Here is a 26,511-nt window from a genome sequence, read left to right on the forward strand (position 1 = left end):
AGGCGCTGTCATGCCTACAACACATATATTGCATCTGCCGTCGGCAGGACGTGAAACGGTTCTCGCGGGACTTTCCCCGCAGTCGCGGCTGGTGCTGGATTTTCCAGCACGCGGGGTTTTCGTGGGCAGGGAAAACAACGATCTGGTTTTCTCCCGTATTGACGGAACCCGGCTCGTGCTCAAGGACTATCATGCGCCCCGGAACATGCCCGAGGATGTGCCGCAGAATGCTCCGGCGGACGGCGCGCCGCGCGACGAAGGCCCGCCCGCCGTTGTGGTGGGTGGCCGGGAAATGACCCATCAGGCCTTTTTCGACGCGCTGGGCGAGGACGACATGCCGCAAGCTGGCGTGGTCCAGGCCAGAAACAGCGCGTATCACGAATATTCCGAGAGCGAGCTGAGCAAGGGAATTTCCGAACTCAGCGCCCTCGACAAGCGTGAGGGTGAATCCGACGCGGACAAGACCTTGGGCGGCAGGGAAAACAGGCAGGACGAGCTTGCGGCGGAGCGGGCCGGACGGCTTGGCGGCGTGGATGCCCTGGGCAGCGGCTCAAACGGGAGCGGCAGCGTCAGCCCCGGCGGCGGCCAGGGCTCGGGCGGCAGCGGCAGCGGCGGTTCCGGTAGTGGGGGCGGCAGCGGCGGCACCGGCGGCGGTAACGGTTCAGGCGGAACAGGAGGAAACGGCGGGAGCGGCAACAGCAATCCCGTCGTGGCCGCAGCTACGGCAAGCATTGCCGAGGATACGGCCAGCGTCAGCGGTAATTTGCCCTCACCCACGGACCCGGATGCCGGGGATGTCCTGTCGTTCGCTGCCCGGACCAATGCGGCGGGCGTGTATGGTACGCTCAGCCTGGACGCTTCCGGGCACTATACCTACATCCTGAACAATGCCCTGTCCGCGGTGCAGGGCCTGGGAGTGGGGGAAAGCCTCACCGACACTTTCACCTTTACGGTGTCCGACGGGCACGGCGGCACGGCCGCCAACACCCTGACCGTGACCATCAACGGCGCCAATGACGCGCCGGTGCTGGCCGCCACAATCGTGAACGTCGCCGAAGGCAGCGTTACCACCAGCGGCAGCCTGCCCATGCCCACGGACGTGGATGCGCACGATGTGGTCAGCTTCACGCCTCTGAGCAATGTGCCCGGCACATACGGCACGTTCAGTGTGGACGCCGACGGTCACTATACCTACGTGCAGAATACGTCCCTGCCCGCACTGCAGGGCCTGGGCGCCGGGGAAAGCCTTACCGACAGCTTTACCGTCACAGTATCCGACAATCACGGCGGCTCTTCTTCCACGGTCATAACCGTGAGAATCAACGGGGCCAATGACGCGCCCATTGTGACTGCCGCCACAGCCGCCATTGTTGAAGATACGGCCGGCGTCAGCGGCACGCTGCCCGCGCCCGTGGACCCGGATCTGCACGATGTCGCGAGTTTTGTGCCGCAGACAGGCTCGGCCGGGCTCTACGGCACGCTCACGCTGGATGCCTCGGGCAATTATACCTATACCCTCAATAATGCGCTGCCCGTGGTGCAAGGCCTGGGCGTGGGCGAAAGCCTCACTGATACCTTTACGTTCACGGCGTCCGACGGTCACGGCGGCACGGCCTCCAGCACCCTGACCGTGACCATCAACGGCAGCAACGACGCGCCTGTGCTGGCCGCCACGGTAGTAGGCGTTGATAAAGATACTACCGTCACCAACGGCACCTTGCCCATGCCCACGGATGCGGATGTGCACGATACGGTCAGCTTCACGCCATTGACCAATGCGCCGGGCAGCTACGGCACATTCAGCGTGGACGCCGACGGCAACTATACCTATGTGCTGGACACCTCCCTGCCCGCAGTGCGGGCTTTGGGCCCTGCGGACAGCCTGACCGACAGCTTTACTGTTACAGTGTCCGACAATCACGGCGGCTCGTCTTCCACTGTTATAACCGTGAGCGTCAACGGCGGCGGCAATGACGCGCCCAGCGTGACCGCCGCGCTGGCTTCCATTGGCGAAGATACGGCCAGCGTCAGCGGTGTATTGCCCGCGCCCGTGGACCCGGACCTGCATGACGTTGTGACTTTCGTTCCGCAAGCAAACACGGCCGGGCTTTACGGCACACTCACGCTGGATGCCAGCGGCAACTATACCTACACGCTGAACAATGCGCTGCCCGCGGTGCAGGGCCTGGGCGCGGGCGAAAGCCTCACCGAGACCTTTACCTTCACGGTATCCGACGGGCGCGGCGGCACGGGCTCCAACACCCTGACCGTGACCATCGACGGCAGTAACGACGCGCCTGTCGTCACCGCGGCCACGGCTTCCATTGTTGAGGATACGGCCGGCGTCAGCGGCACGTTGCCCCCGGCGGTTGATCCGGATCTGCACGATGCCGCGAGCTTTGTGCCGCAGACAAACTCGGCGGGCAGCTACGGCACGCTCACGCTGGATGCCAGCGGCAACTATACCTACACGCTGAACAATGCGCTGCCCGCGGTGCAGGGCCTGGGCGTGGGAGAAAGTCTCACCGATACATTTACCTTCACGGCATCCGACGGCCACGGCGGCACGGCCTCCAGCACCCTGACCGTGACCATCAACGGCAGCAACGACGCGCCGGTGCTGGCCGCCACAACCGTGAACGTCGCCGAAGGCAGCGCCACCACCAGCGGCACACTGCCCATGCCCACGGATGCGGATGTGCACGATGTGGTCAGCTTCCTGCCTTTGAGCAATGTACCGGGCAACTACGGCACATTCAGCGTGGACGCCGACGGTCATTATACCTATGTGCAGAATACTTCTCTGCCCGCGCTGCAAGGTCTGGGAGCCGGGGAAAATCTGACCGACACGTTCACGGTCACGGTTTCGGACAATCACGGCGGCTCGTCTTATACTGTTGTGACCGTGAGCATCAACGGCAGCAATGATGCGCCTGTTGTAAGCGCGGCCACGGCCGATATTGCCGAAGATGCGGTCGGCGTCAGCGGTGCGTTGCCCCCGGCGGTTGACCCGGATCTGCATGATGTTGCGAGTTTCATTCCGCAGACAGACTCGGCCGGGCTCTATGGCACGCTCACGCTGGATGCCTCGGGCAATTACACCTATATCCTGAATAATGCGCTGCCCGCGGTGCAGGGCCTGGGCGTGGGGGAAAGCCTCACTGATACCTTTACGTTCACGGCATCCGACGGCCACGGCGGCACGGCCTCCAGCATCCTGACCGTGACCATCAACGGGACAAACGACGCGCCCACCGTGACGGCGGCAGCGGACGACATCGCCGAGGATACGGTTGACATCAGCGGCACGCTGCCCGCGCCCGTGGATGCGGATACCCATGATACAGTGACATTCCTCCCTCAGACCAATACCGCCGGTCAGTACGGCACGCTCAACGTGGACGCCGACGGCAACTATACCTATACCCTGAACAATGCCTCGCCCGCAGTGCAGGGCCTGGGCGTGGGCGAAAGCCTCACCGACACTTTCTCCTTTACAGTGTCCGACGGACACGGCGGCACGGCCACCAATACCCTGACCGTGACCATCAACGGGACAAACGACGCGCCCATCGTGGCCGCTGCCACAACCGCCATTGCCGAGGATACGGCCGGCGTCAGCGGCATCTTGCCCATGCCCACGGATGTGGATGTTCATGATACGGTCAGCTTCACGCCTCAGACAAATGCATCGGGCAGTTACGGCACGTTCACGCTGGATGCTTCGGGCAATTACACCTATATCCTGAATAATGCCTCGCCCGCAGTGCAGGGCCTGGGCGTGGGGGAAAGCCTCACCGACACCTTTACGTTCACGGTGTCCGATAACCATGGCGGCACGGCCACCAATACCCTGACTGTGATCGTCAACGGGACAAACGACGCGCCCACCGTGACCGCTGCCACGGCTTCCATTGCCGAAGACACGGTTGACATCAGCGGCACGCTGCCCGCGCCTGTGGATGCGGATGTTCATGATCTGGTCAGCTTCACGCCTCAGACCAATGCGCCGGGCAGCTACGGCACGCTCACGCTGGATGCCTCGGGCAATTATACCTATACCCTGAACAATGCGCTGTCCGTGGTGCAGGGCCTGGGCGTGGGAGAAAGCCTCACCGATACATTTACCTTCACGGCGTCCGACGGCCACGGCGGCACGGCCTCCAGCACCCTGACCGTGACCATCAACGGCAGCAATGACGCGCCGGTGCTGGCCGCCACGGTAGTGGGCGTTGACAAAGACACTGCCGTCACCAGCGGCGCCTTGCCCATGCCCACGGACGTGGATGTGCATGATACGGTCAGCTTCACGCCATTGACCAATGCGCCGGGCAGTTACGGCACGTTCAGCGTGGATGCCGACGGCAACTATACCTATGTGCTGGACACCTCCCTGCCCGCAGTGCGGGCTTTGGGCCCCACGGACAGCCTGAGCGACACGTTCACGGTCACGGTGACCGACAATCACGGCGGCTCGTCTTCCACGGTCGTGACCATGAGCGTCAACGGCGGCGGCAATGACGCGCCCACCGTGACCGCTGCCACGGCTTCCATTGGTGAAGATACGGCCGGCGTCAGCGGCACGCTGCCCGCGCCCGTGGACCCGGACCTGCATGATGTTGTGAATTTCGTTCCGCAAACCGGCACGGCCGGTCTGTACGGCACATTTACCGTGGATGCCGACGGCCACTATACCTATACGCTGAACAATGCGCTGCCTGCGGTGCAGGGCCTGGGTGCGGGCGAAAGCCTCACTGATACCTTTACCTTCACGGTATCCGACGGGCGCGGGGGCACGGGCTCCAATACCCTGACCGTAACCATCAACGGCAGCAACGACGCGCCTGTCGTCACCGCCGCCGCGGCTTCCATTGTTGAGGATACGGCCAACATCAACGGCACGCTGCCCGCGCCTACGGACCCGGATCTGCACGATACAGTGAGTTTTGTGCCGCAGACAGGTTCGGCCGGGCTCTATGGCACGCTCACATTGGATGCCTCGGGCAACTATACATATAGCCTGAATAATGCCTCGCCCGCGGTGCAGGGTCTGGGCGTGGGGGAAAGTCTCACCGATACCTTTACGTTCACGGCGTCCGACGGACACGGCGGCACGGCCTCCAGTACCCTGACCGTGACCATCAACGGCAGCAATGACGCGCCGGTGCTGGCCGCCACAACCGTGAACGTCGCCGAAGGCAGCGCTACCACCAGCGGCACGCTGCCCATGCCCACGGATGCGGATGTGCATGATGTGGTCAGCTTCTCGCCGTTAACTAATGCACCGGGCAACTACGGCACATTCAGCGTGGATGCCTCGGGCAATTATACCTATGTGCAGAATACGTCCCTGCCCGCACTGCAGGGTCTGGGCGCTGGCGAAAGCCTCACCGACAGATTTACCGTCACAGTGTCCGACAATCACGGCGGCTCGTCTTCCACAGTCATAACCGTGAGCATCAACGGCAGCAACGACGCGCCCATTGTGACTTCTGCCACAGCCGCCATTGTTGAAGATACGGCCGGAGTCAGCGGCACGCTGCCCGCGCCCGTGGACCCGGACGTGCATGATGTCGTGAGTTTTGTTCCACAGACAAACACGACCGGTCTGTACGGCACATTTACCGTGGATGCCGACGGCCACTATACCTACACGCTGAACAATGCACTGCCCGCAGTGCAGGGCCTGGGGGTGGGCGAAAGCCTCACCGATACCTTTACGTTCACGGTGACCGACAATCACGGAGCCACAGCCTCCAACACCCTGGCCGTGACCATCAACGGCAGCAACGACGCGCCCACCGTGGCCGTTGCCACGGCCGCCATTGCCGAGGATACGCCAACGGTCAGCGGCACGCTGCCCACGCCCGTGGACGCGGATATCCATGATACAGTGACATTCATCCCCCAGACCAATATTGCCGGTCAGTACGGCACGTTCAACGTGGACGCCGACGGCAACTACACCTACACGCTTAATAATGCGCTTCCCGTGGTGCAGGGGCTGGGTGTTGGCGAAAGCCTGAACGAGACATTCACCTTCACGGTGACCGACGGGCATGGCGGCACGGCCTCCAATACGCTGACCGTAACCATCAACGGCAGCAATGATGCGCCGGTGCTGGCCGCCGCAACCGTGAACGTCGCCGAAGACAGCGCCGTTACCAGCGGCACGCTGCCCATGCCCACGGATGCGGATGTGCACGATGTGGTCAGTTTTACGCCCCAGAGCAATGCTCCGGGCAGCTACGGCACGTTCAGCGTGGATGCGAACGGCAACTATACCTATACGCTGAATACCTCTCTGCCCGCAGTGCAGGGCCTGGGCGCGGGCGAAAGCCTGACCGACACGTTCATGGTCACAGTCTCGGACAACCACGGCGGCTCGTCTTCCACGGTCGTGACCATGAGCATCAACGGCAGCAATGACGCGCCCACCGTGGCCGCTGCCACGGCCGTCATTGCCGAGGATACGCCAACGGTCAGCGGCACGCTGCCCACGCCCGTGGACGCGGATGTCCATGATCTGGTCAGTTTCACGCCTCAGACCAATGCATCCGGCAGCTACGGCACGCTCAGCCTGGACGCCAACGGCAACTATACCTATGTCCTGAACAATTCCCTGCCCGTGGTGCAAGGCTTGGGCGTGGGGGAAAGCCTCACCGACAGTTTCACCTTCACGGTGACCGACAATCACGGCGGCACGGCCACCAACACCCTGACCGTGACCATCAACGGCACCAACGACATACCCGTGCTGGCCGCCGCAACCGTGAACGTCGCCGAAGACAGCGCCGTTACCAGCGGCACCTTGCCCATGCCCACGGATGCAGATGTGCACGATGTGGTCAGTTTTACGCCCCAGAGCAATGCTCCGGGCAGCTACGGCACGTTCAGTGTGGATGCCGACGGCAACTATACCTATACGCTGAATACTTCACTGCCCGCGGTGCAGGGCCTGGGCGCTGGCGAAAGCCTGACCGACACGTTCACGGTCACAGTCTCGGATAACCACGGCGGTACGGCCTCTGCTTCCGTAACCATGAGCATCAACGGCAGCAACGACGCGCCCACCGTGGCCGCTGCCACGGCCGTCATTGCCGAGGATACGGCCGGCGTCAGCGGTGTGCTGCCTGCCCCGGTCGATCCTGATCTGCATGATGTGGTGAATTTCGTTCCCCAGGCAGGCGCGGTGGGCCAGTATGGCACACTTGTCCTGGATGCTTCGGGTAACTATACCTATAGTCTGAATAATGCTCTGCCCGCAGTGCAAGGCCTGGGCGTGGGGGAAAGCCTCACCGACAGCTTCACCTACACGGTGACCGACAATCACGGCTCCACGGCCACCAATACCCTGACCGTGACCATCAACGGGACCAACGACGCGCCCGTGCTGGCCGCCACAACCGTGAACATCGCTGAAGGCAGCGCCGTTACCAGCGGCACCTTGCCCACGCCCACGGACGTGGACGTGCACGATGTGGTCAGCTTCACGCCATTGAGCAATGCGGCGGGCAGCTACGGCACGTTCAGTGTGGATGCCGACGGCAACTATACCTATACGCTGAATACTTCACTGCCCGCGGTGCAGGGCCTGGGCGCTGGCGAAAGCCTCACCGACAGTTTTACGGTTACAGTATCGGACAACCACGGCGGCACGTCTTCCACGGTCGTGACCATGAGCATCAACGGCAGCAATGACGCGCCCACCGTGGCCGCGGCCGCAACCGCCATTGCCGAGGACACGCCTACGGTCAGCGGTGCACTGCCTGCCCCGGCGGACCCGGATCTGCATGATGTGGTGAGTTTCGTTCCGCAGACAAACACGGCGGGCCTCTATGGCACGCTCAGCGTGGACGCCGCCGGCAACTACACCTACACGCTTAATAATGCGCTTCCCGCGGTACAGGGCCTGGGCGTTGGCGAAAGCCTGAGCGAGACCTTCACCTTCACGGTGACCGACAATCACGGAATCACAGCCTCCAACACCCTGGCTGTGACCATCAACGGCACCAACGACGCGCCCGTGCTGGCCGCCACAACCGTGAACATCGCCGAAGGCAGCACCATTACCAACGGAACCCTGCCCACGCCCACGGACGTGGACGTGCACGATGTGGTCAGCTTCACGCCATTGAGCAATGCGGCGGGCAGCTACGGCACGTTCAGTGTGGATGCCGACGGCAATTATACCTATACGTTGAATACCTCTCTGCCCGCAGTGCAGGGCCTGGGTGCGGGCGAAAGCCTCACCGACAGTTTTACGGTTACGGTATCGGACAACCACGGCGGCTCGTCTTCCACGGTCGTGACCATGAGCATCAACGGCAGCAATGACGCGCCCACCGTGGCCGCGGCCGCAACCGCCGTTGCCGAGGACACGCCTACGGTCAGCGGTGCGCTGCCTGCCCCGGCGGACCCGGATCTGCATGATGTGGTGAGTTTTGTTCCGCAGACAAACACGGCGGGCCTCTACGGCACGCTCAGCGTGGACGCCGCCGGCAACTACACCTACACGTTGAATAATGCGCTTCCCGTGGTACAGGGCCTGGGAGTGGGGGAGAGCCTCACCGACAGCTTTACCTTCACGGTGACCGACAATCACGGCGCCACAGCCTCCAACACCCTGGCCGTGACCATCAACGGCACGAACGACGCGCCTGCTGTAACAGCGGCCACGGCTTCCATTGTTGAAGATACGGCCGGCATCAGCGGAGTGTTGCCCACTCCGGCGGACCCGGATCTGAACGATGTGGTGAGTTTTGTTCCGCAGACAAACGCGGCGGGCAGCTACGGCACGCTCAGCGTGGACGCCGACGGCAATTATACCTATACCCTGAACAATGCCCTGCCCGCGGTGCAAGGACTGGGCGTGGGGGAAAGCCTCACCGACAGCTTTACCTTCACGGTGACCGACAATCACGGCGCCACAGCCTCCAACACCCTGGCCGTGACCATCAACGGGGCCAATGACGCGCCCGTGCTGGCCGCTACAACCGTGAACATCGCCGAAGGCAGCGCCGTTACCAGCGGCACGCTGCCCATGCCCACGGATGCGGACGTGCACGATGTGGTCAATTTCACGCCATTGAGCAATGCGCCGGGCAGTTACGGCACGTTCAACGTGGATGCGAACGGCAACTATACCTATGTGTTGAATACCTCACTGCCCGCGGTGCAAGGCCTGGGTCTGGGCGAAAGCCTCACCGACAGTTTTACGGTTACGGTGTCGGACAATCACGGCGGCTCGTCTTCCACGGTCGTGACCATGAGCATCAACGGCAGCAATGACGCGCCCACCGTGGCCGCTGCCACGGCCGTCATTGCCGAGGATACGCCAACAGTCAGCGGCGTATTGCCCACGCCTGTGGACGCGGATATCCATGATACAGTGACTTTCAGCCCGCAGGCCAATGCGCTTGGCAGCTACGGCACGCTCAACCTTGATGCTTCCGGTAACTATACCTATACCCTGAACAATGCCCTGCCCGCGGTACAGGGCCTGGGAGTAGGGGAGAGCCTTGCCGAGACGTTCACCTTCACGGTGACCGACAATCACGGCGCCACTACCACCAACACCCTGACCGTGACCATCAACGGCACGAACGACGCGCCCGTGCTGGCCGCCGCAACCGTGAACGTCGCCGAAGACAGCGCCGTTACCAGCGGCACGCTGCCCATGCCCACGGATGCGGACGTGCACGATGTGGTCAATTTCACGCCATTGAGCAATGCGGCGGGCAGCTATGGCACGTTCAGCGTGGATGCCGACGGCAACTATACCTATGTGTTGAATACCTCACTGCCCGCGGTACAGGGCCTGGGTCTGGGCGAAAGCCTGACCGACAGTTTTACGGTTACAGTGTCGGATAATCACGGCGGCACGTCTTCCACAGTCGTGACCATGAGCATCAACGGCAGCAATGACGCGCCCACCGTGGCCGCTGTCACGGCTTCCATCGCCGAGGATACGCCAACGGTCAGCGGCGTATTGCCCACGCCTGTGGACGCGGATATCCATGATACAGTGACCTTCACCCCCCAGGTCAATGCGGCGGGTCTCTACGGCACGCTCAACCTGGATGCCGACGGCAACTACACCTACACGCTGAATAATGCGCTTCCCGCGGTGCAAGGCCTGGGAGTGGGGGAGAGCCTGACCGAGACCTTCACTTTCACGGTGACCGACAACCACGGCGCCACTACCACCAACACCCTGACCGTGACCATCAACGGCACCAACGACATACCCGTGCTGGCCGCCACAACCGTGAACATCGCCGAAGGCAGCGCCGTTACCAACGGAACCTTGCCCACGCCCACGGACGTTGACGTGCACGATGTGGTCAGTTTCACGCCACAGACCAACGCGCCGGGCAGCTACGGCACGTTCAGCGTGGATGCCGACGGCAACTATACCTATGCGCTGAATACCTCACTGCCCGCGGTAAAGGGCCTGGGTCTGGGCGAAAGCCTGACCGACACATTCGTTGTTACAGTGTCGGACAACCACGGCGGCACGTCTTCCACAGTCGTGACCATGAGCATCAACGGCAGCAATGACGCGCCCACAGTGGCCGCCGCCACGGCCTCCATCGCCGAGGATACGGCCGGCGTCAGCGGCACGTTGCCCGCGCCTGTGGACCCGGATCTGCATGATGTTGTGACCTTCAGCCCGCAGGCCAATGCGCCGGGCAGCTACGGCACGTTCAACCTGGATGCCTCGGGCAATTATACCTATACCCTGAATAATGCGCTGCCCGCGGTGCAGGGCCTGGGCGTGGGCGAAAGCCTCACCGACAGCTTCACCTTCACGGTGACCGACAACCACGGCGCCACTACCACCAACACCCTGACCGTGACCATCAGCGGTACCAACGACATACCCGTGCTGGCCGCCACAACCGTGAACATCGCCGAAGGCAGCGCCGTTACCAACGGCACGTTGCCCACGCCCACGGATGCGGATGTGCACGATGTGGTCAGCTTCACGCCATTGAGCAACGCGCCGGGCAGCTACGGCACGTTCAGCGTGGATGCCGACGGCAACTATACCTATACGCTGAATACCTCTCTGCCCGCGGTGCAGGGCCTGGGCACGGGTGAAAGCCTGACCGATACCTTTACGGTTACGGTGTCGGACAACCACGGCGGCACGTCCTCCACGGTCGTGACCATGAGCATCAACGGCAGCAATGACGCGCCCACCGTGGCTGCGGCCACGGCTTCCATCGCCGAGGATACGCCTGTGGTCAGCGGCACGCTGCCTACGCCGGTGGACCCGGATCTGCATGATGTGGTGAGTTTCGCCCCGCAGGCAAACGCGGCCGGGCTCTACGGCACTTTTACCGTGGATGCCTCGGGCAATTATGCCTATACCCTGAATAACGCGCTGCCTGCGGTGCAGGGCCTGGGAGTGGGGGAGAGCCTGACCGACAGCTTCACCTTCACGGTGACCGACAATCACGGAGCCACAGCCTCAAACACCTTGATCGTAACCATTAACGGCACCAATGACGCGCCCACGGTGTCCGCTGCCGTCAACTCCATCTTTGAGGATACGGCCACTGTCAGCGGCACGCTGCCCACTCCGGCGGACCCGGATCTACACGATATAGCGAGCTTCGTGCCGCAAACCAATACGGCGGGCCTCTACGGCACGCTCAGCGTAGATGCCTCAGGCAATTACAGCTACACCCTGAACAACGCACTGCCCGCGGTGCAGGGCCTGGGCGTGGGCGACAAGCTCACCGATACCTTTACCTTTACTGTCTCGGACGGTCACGGTGGCACGGCCTCGAACACCCTGACCCTGACCATCAACGGCACTAATGACGCGCCTTCGGTGGGGGCCTCCACTGCCTCGATTGCCAAGACGGATGTTCCCTACTCGGGTCATCTCGTCACTCCCACGGACCCGGATATCAGCGACACCGTGACCTTCATTCCTAAAACCAATGAGCTCGGCAGCTACGGCAGGTTGACCCTCAACGCCGACGGTTCCTATGTGTATACGCTGAATACCGGTCTGCTCGCCGTGATCAATTTGCTGCTCAACCAGCATCTTACCGAAACATTCACCTATACCGTGACGGACGGGCATGGGGGCACAGCCTCCAATACCCTGACCATCACGATCTCCGGGGGCGGCGGCAGCCTCAGCGTGGAAGCGGCCGTGAATGTGATCGCCGAGGACAGCATCAATGTTTCCGGCCTGTTGCCCTCGCCGACAAACACCGGTCTGCTCGATGTCATAAGTTATTTGCCCCAGACTGCCACAGTGGGGCTCTACGGTACGCTCACGGTGAATGCCTCGGGCAGCTATGTCTATACCCTGAACAACGCGCTGTCGGCAGTGCAGGGCCTGGGCGTCGGGGAACATCTCACCGACACCTTCACCTTTACGGTTTCCAACGGGCTTGGCGGCACGGTCTCCAGTACCCTGACCGTGACCATCAACGGCACCAACGACATCCCCACGGTCGGCGTGGCCGCAGCCGTGATCGCCGAGGATGCGGTCTCTGTCAGCGGCGCGCTGCCCGTGCCCACGGATGTGGATCTGCACGATGTGCTGACTTTTCTCCCGCAGGCGGGCACAGTGGGCCTGTACGGCAAGCTCACAGTGGACGCCAACGGCAATTATACCTATATCCTGAACAATGCTCTGCCTGCGGTACAGGCCTTGGGCGTCGGGGAACATCTTACCGACACCTTCACCTTTACCGTGTCGGACGGCCACGGCGGCACGGTCTCCAACACCCTGACCCTGACTATTGACGGCACCAACGACATACCCACGGTCGGCGCGGCCGCAGCCGTGATCGCCGAGGATGCGGTCTCTGTCAGCGGCACGTTGCCCGTGCCCGTGGACGTGGACGTGCATGACGTGCTGACCTTTCTCCCGCAGACGGACAAGGCGGGCCTGTACGGCACGCTTACCCTGGACGCTTCGGGCAATTACACCTACGTTCTGAACAATGCGCTGCCCGCGGTGCAGGGCCTGGGCGTGGGTGAAAAACTCACCGACACCTTCAGCTTCACGGTTTCCGACGGCCACGGCGGCACGGTTTCCAATACCCTGACCCTGACCATCAACGGAACCAACGACATCCCCACGGTCGGCGCGGCCACGGCCGTGATCGCCGAGGATGCGGTCAGCGTCAGCGGCACGCTGCCCGTGCCCGTGGATGTGGACGTGCACGACGTGCTGGCCTTCCTTCCTCAGGCAGGTACAACAGGCCTGTACGGCACGCTCACAGTGGATGCCTCGGGCAACTACACCTACATTCTGAATAATGCGCTGCCCGCGGTGCAGGGTCTGGGCGTGGGTGAAAAGCTCACCGACACCTTCAGCTTCACGGTTTCCGACGGCCACGGGGGCACGGTCTCCAATACCCTGACCCTGACTATTAACGGCACCAACGATCTGCCCAGCGTGGGCGCGGCCGCAACCGTAATCGCCGAAGGCACGGCCAGTGTCAGCGGCACGCTGCCCGTGCCCGTGGATGTGGATCTGCACGATGTGCTGACTTTTCTCCCGCAGACGGACAAGGCGGGCTTGTACGGCACGCTCACCCTGGACGCCAACGGCAACTACACCTACGTTCTGAACAACGCCCTGCCCGCGGTGCAGGGCCTGGGCGTGGGTGAAAAGCTCACGGACACGTTCAGCTTCACGGTTTCCGACGGCCACGGGGGCACGGTCTCCAATACCCTGACTCTGACCATCAACGGCACCAACGACATCCCCACGGTCGGCGCGGCCACGGCCGTGATCGCCGAGGATACGGTCTCTGTCAGCGGCGCGCTGCCTGTGCCCACGGATGTGGATCTGCACGATGTGCTGACTTTTCTCCCGCAGGCGGGCACAGTGGGCCTGTACGGTACGCTCACCCTGGACGCCTCGGGCAACTATACCTACATTCTGAATAATGCGCTGCCTGCGGTGCAGGGCCTGGGCGTGGGTGAAAAGCTCACGGACACGTTCAGTTTTACAGTGTCCGACGGCCACGGGGGCACGGCTACCAACAGCCTGACCCTGACCATTAACGGCACCAACGATCTGCCCAGCGTGGGCGCGGCCGCAACCGTAATCGCCGAAGGCACGGCCAGTGTCAGCGGCACGTTGCCCGTGCCCGTGGATGTGGATCTGCACGATGTGCTGACTTTTCTCCCGCAGACGGACAAGGCGGGCTTGTACGGCACGCTCACAGTGGATGCCTCGGGCAACTACACCTACGTTCTGAACAACGCCCTGCCTGCGGTGCAGGGCCTGGGTGTGGGTGAAAAGCTCACCGACACCTTCAGCTTCACGGTTTCCGACGGCCACGGGGGCACGGCTACCAACAGCCTGACCCTGACCATCAACGGCACCAACGATCTGCCCAGTGTGGGCGCGGCCACGGCCGCGATCGCCGAGGATGCGGTTTCTGTCAGCGGCACGCTGCCCGTGCCCACGGATGTGGACGTGCACGATGTCCTGGCCTTCCTGCCGCAAGCGGGCACAGTAGGCCTGTACGGCACGCTCACGGTGGACGCCTCGGGCAACTACACCTACATTCTGAATAATGCGCTGCCCGCGGTGCAGGGCCTGGGCGTGGGTGAAAAGCTCACGGACACGTTCAGTTTTACAGTGTCCGACGGCCACGGGGGCACGGCTACCAACAGCCTGACCCTGACCATTGACGGCACCAACGACGCGCCCGTGCTGGTCCCGACAATTTTGGGCATTGCCAAAGACAGCGCCATTACCAGCGGCACGCTGCCTCTGCCCACGGATGTGGATGTGCACGACGTGGTCAGTTTCACGCCGCAGAGCAATGCGCCGGGCAGTTACGGCACGTTCACCCTGAGTGCCGACGGCCGCTATACCTATACCTTGAACACCTCTCTGCCCGCCGTGGTGGGCCTGGGAGTCGGTGACAGCCTGACCGACGCCTTTACGGTCACCGTGTCCGACGGACACGGCGGCACGGCTTCCGCTGTTGTGACCATGAGCATCAACGGCAGCAACCAGGCACCTATGGTCGCTGCGGCCACGGCTGTGATTCTTGAGGATGTGATCAGCGTCAGCGGCGAGTTGCCTGCGCCCACAGATCCGAATATCCATGATGTTCTGACGTTCATTGCCCAGAACAATGCGCCGGGCAGCTACGGTACGCTCACTCTGGACGCTGCCGGGCATTATACCTACACCCTGAATAATGCCTTGCCCGTGGTGCAGAGCCTGGGAGTAGGTGAAAAGCTCACCGATACCTTCACGTTCAGAGTCTCGGACGGGCACGGGGGCACGGCCACCAATACCCTGACCCTGACCATCAACGGCACCAACGATCTGCCCAGTGTGGGCGCGGCCACGGCTTCCATTGTCGAGGATGCGGCCACTGTCAGCGGCGTGTTGCCCGCGCCGGTGGACCCGGACCTGCATGATGTGGTGAGCTTTGTGCCGCAAACCGCCGCGTTGGGGCTCTACGGCACGCTGAGCATAGATGCCGGCGGCAATTACACCTATACCCTGAACAACGCGCTGCCCGCGGTGCAGGGCCTGGGCGTGGGTGAAAAGCTCACCGACACCTTCACTTTCACGGTGTCCGACAATCACGGGGGCACGGCCACCAATACCCTGACCCTGACCATCAACGGCACCAACGACGTCCCCACGGTGGGCGCGGCTGCGGCCTCCATTATCGAGGATGCGGCCACTGTCATCGGCAAGCTGCCCACGCCTGTGGACCCGGACCTGCATGATGTGGTAAGTTTCATCCCGCAAACCGCCGCGTTGGGGCTCTACGGCACTTTTACCGTGGATGCCTCGGGCAATTACACCTACGCCCTGAACAACGCGCTGCCCGCGGTGCAGGGCCTGGGCGTGGGCGAAAAGCTTACCGATACCTTCACATTCAGAGTCTCGGACGGGCACGGCGGCACGGCTTCCAACACCCTGACAGTGACCATCAACGGCGCCAACGACGCGCCCGTGCTGACTGCGGCCGCAGCCTCCATCTTTGAGGATGCGGTCGGCGTCAGCGGCAAATTGCCCGCGCCGGTGGACCCGGATCTGCATGATGTGGTGAGTTTCGTGCCGCAAATCGCTGCGGTGGGGCTCTACGGCACGCTGAGCATAGATGCCGGCGGCAATTACACCTATACCCTGAACAACGCGCTGCCCGCGGTGCAGGGCCTGGGCGTGGGCGAAAAACTTACCGACACCTTCACCTTCACGGCGCTGGACAATCACGGGGGCACGGCTTCCAACACCCTGACCCTGACCATCAACGGCACCAACGACATCCCCACGGTGGGCGCGGCCGCGGCCTCCATTATCGAGGATGCGGCCACTGTCATCGGCAAGCTGCCCACGCCTGTGGACCCGGACCTGCATGATGTGGTAAGTTTCATCCCGCAAACCGCCGCGTTGGGGCTCTACGGCACCTTTACCGTGGATGCCTCGGGCAATTACACCTACGCCCTGAACAACGCGCTGCCCGCGGTGCAGGGCCTGGGCGTGGGCGAAAAGCTTACCGATACCTTCACATTCAAAGTCTCGGACGGGCACGGCGGCACTGCTTCCAACACTCTGACCGTGACCATCAACGGCGCTAACGACGCGCCCGTGCTGACCGCCGCCGCGGCCTCCATCTTTGAGGATGCGGTCGGCGTCAGCGGCAAATTGCCCGCGCCGGTGGACCCGGACCTGCATGATGTGGTGAGTTTCGTGCCGCAAATCGCTGCGGTGGGGCTCTACGGCACGCTTACGGTGGATGCCTCGGGCAATTACACCTATACCCTGAACAACGCGCTGCCTGCGGTGCAGGGCCTGGGCGTGGGCGAAAAACTTACCGACGCCTTCACCTTCACGGCGCTGGACAATCACGGGGGCACGGCTTCCAACACCCTGACCCTGACCATCAACGGCACCAACGACATCCCCACGGTGGGCGCTGCCACGACAGCCATCTTTGAGGATACGGCCACTGTCACCGGCAAGCTGCCCACGCCGGTGGACGCGGATATCCATGATACTCTGGCGTTCATTGCCCAGACTAACGCGTCGGGCCTGTACGGCACGCTTACCCTGGACGCTTCGGGCAATTACACCTACACCCTGAATAATGCCTTGCCTGCGGTGCAGGGCTTGGGAGTAGGGGAAAAGCTCACCGATACCTTTACCTTCAGGGTGTCCGACGGGCATGGCGGCATGGCCTCCAACACCTTGACCGTGACCATCAACGGCACCAACGATATACCCACCGTGGCCGCGGCCACGGCATCCATCTTTGAGGATACGGCCACTGTCACCGGCAAGCTGCCCACGCCGGTGGACGCGGATATCCATGACACCCTGACATTCACCACGCAGACCAATGCGGCGGGCCTGTACGGCACGCTCACCCTGGACGCCTCGGGCAATTACACCTACAAACTGAATAACGGGCTGCCCGCGGTGCAGGGCCTGGGCGTGGGCGAAAAGCTCACCGATTCCTTCACTTTTGTGGTTTCCGACGGCCATGGGGGCACCACAGCCAACATCCTGACTCTGACCATCAACGGCACCAACGACGCGCCTTCAGTGGGCGCTTCCACGGGCATCATGGTCAAGACCGACGCCACCCTCAGCGGGCGGCTCGTCACGCCCACGGACCCGGACAACGACCTGGATCATATCGTCAGCGACACCCTGACTTTTACTCCCAAAGGCAATGAGCTCGGCAGCTACGGCAGATTGACCCTCAACGCCGACGGCACGTATGTGTACACTCTGAACACCGGCCTGCTGGCCGTGGTCGGCCTGCTTCTCAACCAGAAGCTGACCGACACCTTCACCTATACAGTGACGGACGGGCACGGCGGCACGGCGTCCAATACCCTGACCATAACCATCAAGGGCGGCCTCGGCAGCCTGCTTTCCCTGAATGCCGTTACCGACGGGCTGGTGGATACGGTGTCCAATGTGGTCGGGGCGGTGACGGCTCCCCTCAATGCCGTGGGCAACGTGGTCTACTCCCTGGTGGACAACGCGGGCCTGGGCCTGGGTGTGGGGCTGTACGGCAGCCTGACGCTTCAGGCCAACGGCACGTATAACTATCAGTTGAATACCGGCCTGTCCGCGGTCGTGGCACTGGGCGTGGGTGAGAAGCTCACGGAATCCTTCACCTTTACGGCCACGGATTCCTTGGGCAAGACCGCCACAAGCACCATCTCCATTGCCATCAACGGAACCAACGACGCGCCGCAGGTGCTGCCGGTGGTGCTTTCCATTGCGGAGCACGGCAGCAGCATCGTCTCGGGCCTGTTGAACATCACGGACCCTGACAGCCACGATACACCGCACTGCGAGCCCGGCAGCACAACCGGCAGCTACGGCACCCTGATCGTCAACGCCAACGGTTCCTATTCCTATGTGCTTGACCAGCATTCCTCGGCCGTGCTGGGGCTCGGCGTGGGCGAAACCCTCACCGAGTCCTTCCCGGTCACTGTCGTGGACGGGCACGGCGGCTCGGCAAGCACGGTGATCAAGATCACCATCAACGGGCAGAACGACACGCCCACGGTTGCCGCGGCAAACGCCGACCTTTCGGTGACGGCGGTTCTGAGCGGCTCCTCGGGCCACGGGCTTGAGGGGATATTGCCCACCCCGCATGACCCGGACATCCATGATCTGCCGACCTATGTGCCCCAGCACGAAACTCACGGCCTGTACGGCGACCTCACGCTCCAGGCTGACGGCTCCTATGTTTACACCCTGCACGACAATCAGACCGAGGTGAAGAATCTTGGTCTGGGCCTCTCGCTTCAGGATGTCTTTACCTACACTGTGGACGACGGGCACGGCGGCACGGCCACCAACACCCTGACGCTCACGATCCACGGCTCGGATGCCGCTCCGGCGGTCATGGCCATGGCTTCCCTGGGCGTGGACAGCGCGCACGGGGACAGCGCCCCGGCAACCGCGCTTTCCGCCACTGTCGCGCTGGATACGGAAGTGCTGGACCATGATGTGGCGGATAATCTGCTGGACGGCGGAAGCACGCATAACTCCCTTTCCAGCACGGACATGGCGACCGTTGCGGGAGATAACGCGGCAACAAGTTCAGGCACGCAGGAAGGGCACAGCGCGCCGGGTCATGAAGCCGTTGCGACCTCTGCGGCACAGGCCGCCGCGCAGGACGGAGGCGAGACGGAGGGCTTCTTCCATGATCAGTCCTCCGCGTACAAGGAGCCCATCCTCAGCGAGGATGCCGAAGACAGCCTGTTCTCGTCCGGCGCGTCGACAACGTCTCAATCACTGAACGCCAACAGCTCCGCCGTGCATGAAAGCGGGCAGACCGGAGCGGAGACGCCCGCAGCCGTCGGGGACCACGAGAACGCCGCGGCACATGCCGCAGCCGCGGCAGCCGCTCCGGATATGCACAGCCAGACGCAGCAGGAAAGTCCCGGCACAGCGCAGTCGGCACCCGCCGCGCCTGCCGAGACAGCGGTTGCCGATGCCTCGGCCAGCGCCTCTCATGCCGACCAGCTTGCCGCTTTGCAGCATCTGGTCCAGAACGGCCAGTAAAGGCGGAAAAAACGGGCGGCTCCGGTTGAAATCAGATGCTGATGTCCTTGGCGGATACAGCCGGAGCCGCCTGACTTCTACGTATGCGAACTTGAAAGTGCTTGCCGCTGATTGAACGCTGGCAGAGCATGCCGGGAAGGGCAGCGCCGCAGGCGGCGGAGATTGAACGGATGACAAAAGCCCCTGGCAATTGTGATTGCCAGGGGCTTGTCTCTATCTTTGGCTGACGCTTATGCCGGTACGCTTGTTTTCTGTACCAGGTTAAAATCCGCCAGTTGGGAGCAGACCGTATCGAGCAGATCCAGCGGACGGGCGAGGTTTTCGCCTATCAGACGCAGCTCAAAGCCGGATACTGGCGTAGCCCAAACCGAACGAAGCCTAAAAGTAAAAAGGCGAGGATCAACCTCGCCTTTTTCTGTTTTTTTGTGCCATTTTGCGCGCGAATCAGTGCCAACCGCGCCGCCCCCTTATTCTTTTTGCAAAAAATTTCAAAAAATGTGGGGCAGAGTGTGGGGCAAGTTTGCCCACAACGAAAAAAGCACTCACATTTTTATGTAAGTGCTTGATTTTCTTTGGCGTCCCCAAGGGGATTTGAACCCCTGTCGACGGCGTGAAAGGCCGTTGTCCTGGGCCGGCTAGACGATGGGGACGGGTGAGAGGCCCTTGTAAAGGAAAGCCGGTACCGTGTCAAGCGTACATCGCGGCGCGACCGGCCGTGCGGAAGCCGTATCCGGCGGCGGGTGAAGCGGCCGCAGGGCGGCCCGCAACGGCGGCATTGCAAGGCCGTGCGGCCTGGGGTATTTTTCCGCCATGCCCAGCGCCAAACCTTCCTCTTTGCCGTTTGCCGCAGAAGCGGCATTGTCGCCGGAGTCCGTTGCCGCGCACTGTGAAAGCCAGCTTCGCCTGCTGCTGGAGCTGGCCCGGGTCATGAATGACGCCGGCGACGTGGCCCAGGCCCTGGACAAGGCCTTGGCCCTGATGGCCGGGCATCTGCACATGATGCGCGGTGCCATCACTCTGGTGTCGCCGCAGACCGGCGAAATCCGCACGGAAGCCGCCTACGGGCTCAAGCCCGCCGAGTGTCGGCGCGGGCGCTACGTGCGCGGCGAGGGCATCACCGGCCGGGTCATTGAAAGCGGCCGCCCCATGTATATTTCCAATGTCTCCCAAGAGCCGCTTTTTCTGAACAAAACCCGTTCGCGCGATCTGAAAAAGGAGGGCATCTCCTTTATCTGCGTGCCTATCCGGCTCAATGATCAGGTGGTGGGCGCGCTTTCCGTGGATCATCTCCTGGCCGACGCGGCCACCCTGGAAGACGAGGTGCGCCTGCTGTTGATCATTGCGACCCTCTTGGGGCACGCGGCCCTGGAAACCCAGGGCCGCATGGATGAGGAAAACCGCCCCTCCCTGCGGCCCAGGGGCTTTGTGGGCAATTCGGAAAGCATGCAGAAGGTCTACGCCCAGATCGCTCAGGTGGCCCCGTCCGCGACCACGGTTTTTTTGCAGGGCGAATCCGGCACGGGCAAGGAACTGGCGGCCAGGGCCATTCACGCGGCCAGCGCCCGCGCGCCCAGGCCCTTTATTTCGCTCAACTGCGCGGCCCTGCCGGAAAATCTTATTGAAAGCGAGCTGTTCGGGCACGAGCGGGGGGCCTTCACCGGAGCCAGTGCCACCCGCAAGGGCCGCTTTGAACTGGCGGACGGCGGCACGCTGTTTCTGGACGAAGTGGGCGAGCTGTCTCTCATGACCCAGGCCAAATTACTGCGCGTTCTGCAGGAACGCAGCTTTGAACGCCTGGGCGGCATGGAAACCAGACATGTGGACGTGCGCTTCATCACCGCCACCAACCGCGACTTGGAACGGATGGTGGAGGAGGGGAGCTTCCGCCGTGATCTGTTCTACCGCCTGAATGTCTTTCCCATTTCTTTGCCGCCTCTGCGCCTGCGCCCCGAGGATATCCTGCCCCTGGCCGGTCATTTTATTGCAAAATTCGCCGCGGCCAACGGACGGAAGAACGTGCGCCTTTCCCTGGCCGTGATGGATATGCTCCAGCGTTACGCCTGGCCCGGCAATATCCGCGAGCTGGAGAACGTCATGGAGCGCGCCGCGTTGCTTCTGGGCCGCGAGAGCCTGGTGCTGCCCCAGCATCTGCCGCCGTCCCTGCACAGCATCCACGAAGGCCGGGACGCCACGGATTGCTGCGTCATCCGGCCCGGTTTCGCGGGCAGTCTGCGGGAGCGTCTGGACGAACTGGAACGGGCCTGCATTGTGGAGGCCCTGGAATCCAGCCAAGGGCAGATCGGCAGGGCGGCGGCAAGCCTGGGCCTGACCGAGCGGATCATGGCCCTGCGCCTGAAAAAATACGGCATCAGTTACAAAGCCTTCCGTCCGGTTCGGAAGGGCGCGCCGCCCGCCTCTGACAGTATGATTTCATAAAATCGACAAAAATGTTATTTTTTGAAACGGACCGCCGGTGCGCCGGCACAGCCGGGAGATTCGCCGTTTCTCATTGGAAACGGTGCAGGGATTGATTGTTCAAACAATTTTGATGTAAAAAACGACAAAAATGTCGATTTTGAAATTATAGATATAATATACTGATTTTACATGATTTTTAAAGAATCGGTTCTTCCTTCGGTTTACCCGGTGGAAGAGCCGATTCTTTTTTTCGACAATTTTGTAGAAAAGATGGCCTGTTTGCCGGTGAAGCTCGCAACCGTCTCTTTCGAGGAACTAAAAATAATCTGCAAAATTAGGATAGTATATGTCTGATCCTTCTGCTTTGCGGCTCTGGCATGGATTGTGCCTTGGAGCACAACAGGAGGCGCGGCATGTGCCGCGCTGGGGAAGAACACGGCGCCGGTTCCATCCCCGGAGTTTTTGTCCGGCCGGATAGGCCGCCGCGCATTCCGAACGCTTGCCGTCCCCGGGAAGGCGAAGCGACGAAATCTGCGGGCGGCAGCGGCCACAAGGGAGTTTGGGATGAACGCTTCGGATACGGCTTTTGTCATCATCTGCGCCACAATGGTCATGCTGATGACCCCGGCGCTGGCCCTGTTTTACGGCGGCCTGGTTCGGGCGCGCAATGTGCTTTCCACCCACATGCACAGTTACGCCAGCCTGGGGCTGATCACCGTGCTCTGGGCCCTGGTGGGCTACACCCTGGCCTTCGGCGATGACCTCGGCGGCGTGATCGGTAACTTTTCCTACCTTTTTCTGAACGGGGTTGAGGGCACGGCCGCTCCGGCCGCCTCCAATCTGCCGCATACCGTTTTTGTGGCCTTCCAGTGCATGTTCGCGGTCCTGACCGTGGCCCTGATTTCCGGCGCGTACGCCGAACGCATCCGCTTTTCGGCCATGCTGCTCTTTTCGGGTCTCTGGCTGATCTTCGCCTATGCGCCCATGGCCCATTGGGTCTGGGGCGGCGGCTGGATGGCAAAAATGGGTGCCGTGGACTTCGCGGGCGGCGCGGTGGTGCACATGGCCTCCGGCGCTGGCGCGCTGGCTTGCGCCCAGGCTCTGGGGCCCCGCCTGTCCACCGGCCCGCAGAGCTTCACACCCAATAATCTGCCTTTCACCCTGCTGGGCGGCGGCCTGCTCTGGTTCGGCTGGTTCGGTTTCAACGCGGGCAGCGCCCTGTCCGCCGGTCCTCTGGCCGGTCAGGCCCTGCTGACCACGCATCTGGCCTCGGCCTGCGGCATCCTCGGCTGGATGCTGGCGGAGTGGAAGCGCACGGGCAAGCCCACCAGCCTGGGCGCTGTTTCCGGGGCTCTGGCCGGTCTGGTGGCCATCACGCCCGGCGCGGGCTTCGTGGGCTTGCTGCCCGCCATGCTGATCGGCTTCATCGGCGGCATGGTCTGCTACGGCGGCGTGCTGCTCAAGAACAGGTTCGGCTATGACGACGCCCTGGACGTGGTGGGCATCCACGGGCTGGGCGGCACCTGGGGCGCGCTGGCTACCGGCCTTTTCGCCAGCGCGGCCATCAATAATGTGGACGGCCTGTTCTACGGCAATCCGCATCAGCTCTGGGTGCAGTTCGTCTCCGTGCTGGGCACCTGGGCCTTCGTCTATGTGGTCAGCCGCATCCTGCTCGGCATCGTGGATTCCACCGTGGGCCTGCGGGTCGCTCCCGAAGCGGAGTATACCGGCCTGGATCTGAGCGAACACAATGAACGCGGCTACTCGCTGTAAGCCGTAAGCGGCAAAGGGAGTCTGTCATGAAGAAACTGGAAATCATCATCCGGCCCGGCATGTTCGACAAGGTCAAGGACGAGCTTTCAAAGCTGGGCATTCACGGCATGAACTATTCGGAAATCAGGGGCTTCGGCCGCCAGCACGGGCATACCGAAGTCTACCGGGGCACCACCATGCAGGTGGACTGCCTGCCCAAGATCAAGATTGAATTGGTGCTGCACGACGAGGCTCTGGAACGGGTGCTCGGCGCGGTGGTGGCCACGGCCCGCACGGGTCAGGTGGGCGACGGCAAGATTTTCATCAGCGACGTGCTGGATGCGGTGCGCATCCGCACGGGCGAGCGCGGCAACGACGCGCTCTAGACGCGGCCAGCAAACCGGAAAGGAGACAATACGATGAGTTCCCCCCGTAAAAAGGCGGTGTTCAAGGCTGTTGAGGCAAAGCCGGTGGTTCCTTCCTGCCGGGAGGAGCGGGCGCACGAGGCGGGCGAGATTTTCGGACGCAACGTGTTCGGCCTAGCCGTGATGCGCAAGCGCCTGCCCGAGGACGTTTACCGCAAGCTGGTCAAGACCATCCGCGACGGCGAGCGCCTGAATCCGGAAATCGCCGATGTGGTGGCCAACGCCATGAAGGACTGGGCCATTGAGCGCGGCGCGACCCACTATACCCACTGGTTCCACCCCATGACCGGCCTGACCGCCGAGAAGCACGACGCTTTTCTCTCGCCCACGGCCGAAGGGCAGGTCATCAGCGAATTTTCCGGAAGAATGCTGATCAGCGGCGAGCCGGACGCCTCGTCCTTTCCGTCGGGCGGCATCCGCTCCACCTTTGAGGCGCGCGGCTACACCGCCTGGGACCCCTCGGCTCCGGTCTTCATCATTCCCGGCCCCTACGGCGCGACCCTGCACATTCCGACCTACTTTTATTCCTATTCCGGCGAGGCCCTGGACCGCAAAATTCCGCTGCTGCGCTCCATTTCCGCCCTGTCCCGGCAGGCCCTGCGCATCCTGAAGCTCTTCGGCAACACGTCCGCCGGTTATGTGCGGGCCATGGTCGGGCCGGAGCAGGAATACTTTCTGGTGGACAAAAACCTGGCCGCCCTGCGTCCGGACATCATGCTGGCGGGCCGCACCCTGCTGGGCGCGCCCTCGCCCAAGGGCCAGGAAATGGAGGACCATTACTTCGGGGCCATCCCCGGACGGGTCATGAGTTTCATGCAGGACGTGGAAAACGAACTGCTGGCCCTGGGCATTCCGGCCAAGACCCGCCACAACGAAGTGGCCCCCGGCCAGTTTGAAATCGCGCCGGTCTATGAGGAAGCCAACATCGCCTGCGACCACAACATGCTGATCATGAACATGATGCGGCATATGGCGGGCAGGCACGGTTTCGTCTGTCTGCTGCACGAAAAGCCCTTTGCCGGTGTCAACGGCAGCGGCAAGCACAACAATTGGTCCATGTGCGATTCCGACGGCCAGAATCTGCTCAACCCAGGCACCACGCCGCAGGACAACGCGCAGTTCCTGGTCTTTCTGGCCGCCGTGCTGCGCGCCGTGCACAAACACGGCACGGCCCTGCGCCTGGGCACCGTGGGCGCGGGCAACGACCACCGCCTGGGAGCCAATGAAGCGCCCCCGGCCATTCTTTCGGTCTATCTGGGCGAGCAGCTCACCGAGGTGCTGGACGGCATCATCCACGGCAGCCACGCCAGGAACAAAAAGAGCCCGCTCATGGAGGTGGGCGTTTCCACATTGCCGCCCCTGCCCGTGGATCTCTCCGACCGCAACCGCACCAGCCCCTTCGCTTTTACCGGCAACAAGTTCGAGTTCCGGGCCGTGGGCTCCTCGCAGTCCGTGGCTCCGGTGAACATCGCGCTCAATGCCGCCGTGGCCTGCGCCCTGGACGACATCGCCACCGAACTGGAAGCCGCGCTTTCCGCGGGCACGGAGCTGAATGCGGCCCTGCGGGAGCTGCTGCCCCGGCTGTTCAGGGAGCATATGCCCGTGGTCTTCAACGGCAACGGCTATTCCGAGGCCTGGTCCGTGGAAGCGGCCGAACGCAAGCTGCCCAACCACAACAATACCGTGACCGCGCTGGAACATTACAGCGACCCGGAGGTGATGAACGTCTTTTTGCGGCACGGCATCCTGAGCGAGCGCGAAATTCTGGCCCGCCAGGAAATACTGCTGGAAAATTACGGCAAGACTCTCCTTATTGAAGGCCATTTGATGGCCGACATGCTGCGCTCCATGGTGCTGCCGCAGTGCCTGGAAGCCCAGGCAAGGGCCGCCGACGCGGTGATCAAGACCCGCGCCGTGCTGGGCGACACGTCAGCCAGGAGCGAGGAGGAATATTTCAATCTTCTGCGTACCCATATCACGGCCCTGCGGGCCGGCGTGGACAAGCTGGAAAAGGCCGTGGAAAAAACCCGGAGTGTCGAAGGCGCTCTGGAACAGGCCAGGGAAGCGCGCGACGGCATTCTGACCGCCATGAACGAATGCCGCGCGCATGCCGACACATTGGAAAGGCTGGTGGAGGACAGCCTGTGGGTGCTGCCCAAGTATTCTGAGCTGCTCTGGGCGCACTAGGTGGGATTCCGGATTGAGTGTTGGGGAGGGGCGGTCGCATCCCGGGGGGGAAGATGAATCGCCCTGTCTCCGGCCCCCGTGGCTGTAATAGTGCGGGACGCGCCGCCTTTGTGCCTGTCCGCCGCAACGGACGGCACAGCGTGGCGCGGAGGGGCGGGAAGTCTGGCGGCTTCC

At 62.6% G+C, this 26,511-nt stretch carries 6 protein-coding genes and 1 tRNA gene; 5 read left to right on the forward strand and 2 right to left on the reverse strand.

What is annotated here, in order from left to right; translation table 11 throughout:
• Positions 1-10: 10 nt before the first annotated feature.
• Positions 11-19,555 (forward strand): VCBS domain-containing protein, encoded by a 19,545-nt coding sequence (locus AXF13_RS04170; RefSeq protein ID WP_150116067.1) that lies wholly within the window; start codon positions 11-13, stop codon positions 19,553-19,555.
• 573 nt (positions 19,556-20,128) lie between these two features.
• Here the strand turns inward: AXF13_RS04170 and AXF13_RS04175 are convergent.
• Positions 20,129-20,205, reverse strand: a tRNA-Glu gene (locus tag AXF13_RS04175).
• Between the two features lie 160 nt (positions 20,206-20,365).
• Between AXF13_RS04175 and AXF13_RS04180 the strand changes: the two genes are divergently transcribed.
• Complete coding sequence (locus AXF13_RS04180; protein ID WP_223299970.1) at positions 20,366-21,991, forward strand: sigma-54 interaction domain-containing protein; 1,626 nt, start codon at positions 20,366-20,368, stop codon at positions 21,989-21,991.
• 203 nt (positions 21,992-22,194) lie between these two features.
• Here the strand turns inward: AXF13_RS04180 and AXF13_RS16455 are convergent, their stop codons facing one another.
• Positions 22,195-22,587 (reverse strand): hypothetical protein, encoded by a 393-nt coding sequence (locus AXF13_RS16455; protein WP_150116068.1) that lies wholly within the window; start codon positions 22,585-22,587, stop codon positions 22,195-22,197.
• Between AXF13_RS16455 and AXF13_RS04190 the strand changes: the two genes are divergently transcribed.
• From AXF13_RS04190 to AXF13_RS04200, 3 genes are read left to right on the forward strand one after another with little or no spacing between them, the layout of a single operon-like run.
• The gene (locus tag AXF13_RS04190; RefSeq protein WP_062251761.1) at positions 22,538-23,746 is read left to right on the forward strand and encodes an ammonium transporter; all 1,209 of its coding nucleotides are present in this window, start codon (positions 22,538-22,540) and stop codon (positions 23,744-23,746) included. The two genes, AXF13_RS16455 and AXF13_RS04190, sit on opposite strands and share 50 nt — an antisense overlap.
• A 26-nt stretch (positions 23,747-23,772) precedes the next feature.
• Positions 23,773-24,111 (forward strand): P-II family nitrogen regulator, encoded by a 339-nt coding sequence (locus AXF13_RS04195; protein ID WP_008684566.1) that lies wholly within the window; start codon positions 23,773-23,775, stop codon positions 24,109-24,111.
• A 33-nt stretch (positions 24,112-24,144) separates the two neighbouring features.
• On the forward strand, positions 24,145-26,337 hold the full coding sequence (locus AXF13_RS04200) for a glutamine synthetase III family protein (RefSeq protein ID WP_083521947.1): 2,193 nt from the start codon (positions 24,145-24,147) through the stop codon (positions 26,335-26,337).
• Positions 26,338-26,511: the final 174 nt, after the last annotated feature.

The sequence above is a fragment of the Desulfovibrio fairfieldensis genome (assembly GCF_001553605.1).
GTDB classification, from domain to species: Bacteria; Desulfobacterota; Desulfovibrionia; order Desulfovibrionales; family Desulfovibrionaceae; genus Desulfovibrio; species Desulfovibrio fairfieldensis.

Excerpts from the sequence above, each read along its gene's own strand:
- AXF13_RS04170 (WP_150116067.1), top strand. The coding sequence starts at position 11 with ATGCCTACAACACATATATTGCATCTGCCGTCGGCAGGACGTGAAACG.
- AXF13_RS04195 (WP_008684566.1), top strand. The coding sequence starts at position 23,773 with ATGAAGAAACTGGAAATCATCATCCGGCCCGGCATGTTCGACAAGGTC.
- AXF13_RS04190 (WP_062251761.1), top strand. The coding sequence starts at position 22,538 with ATGAACGCTTCGGATACGGCTTTTGTCATCATCTGCGCCACAATGGTC.
- AXF13_RS04200 (WP_083521947.1), top strand. The coding sequence starts at position 24,145 with ATGAGTTCCCCCCGTAAAAAGGCGGTGTTCAAGGCTGTTGAGGCAAAG.
- AXF13_RS16455 (WP_150116068.1), bottom strand. The coding sequence starts at position 22,587 with ATGACCATTGTGGCGCAGATGATGACAAAAGCCGTATCCGAAGCGTTC.
- AXF13_RS04180 (WP_223299970.1), top strand. The coding sequence starts at position 20,366 with ATGCCCAGCGCCAAACCTTCCTCTTTGCCGTTTGCCGCAGAAGCGGCA.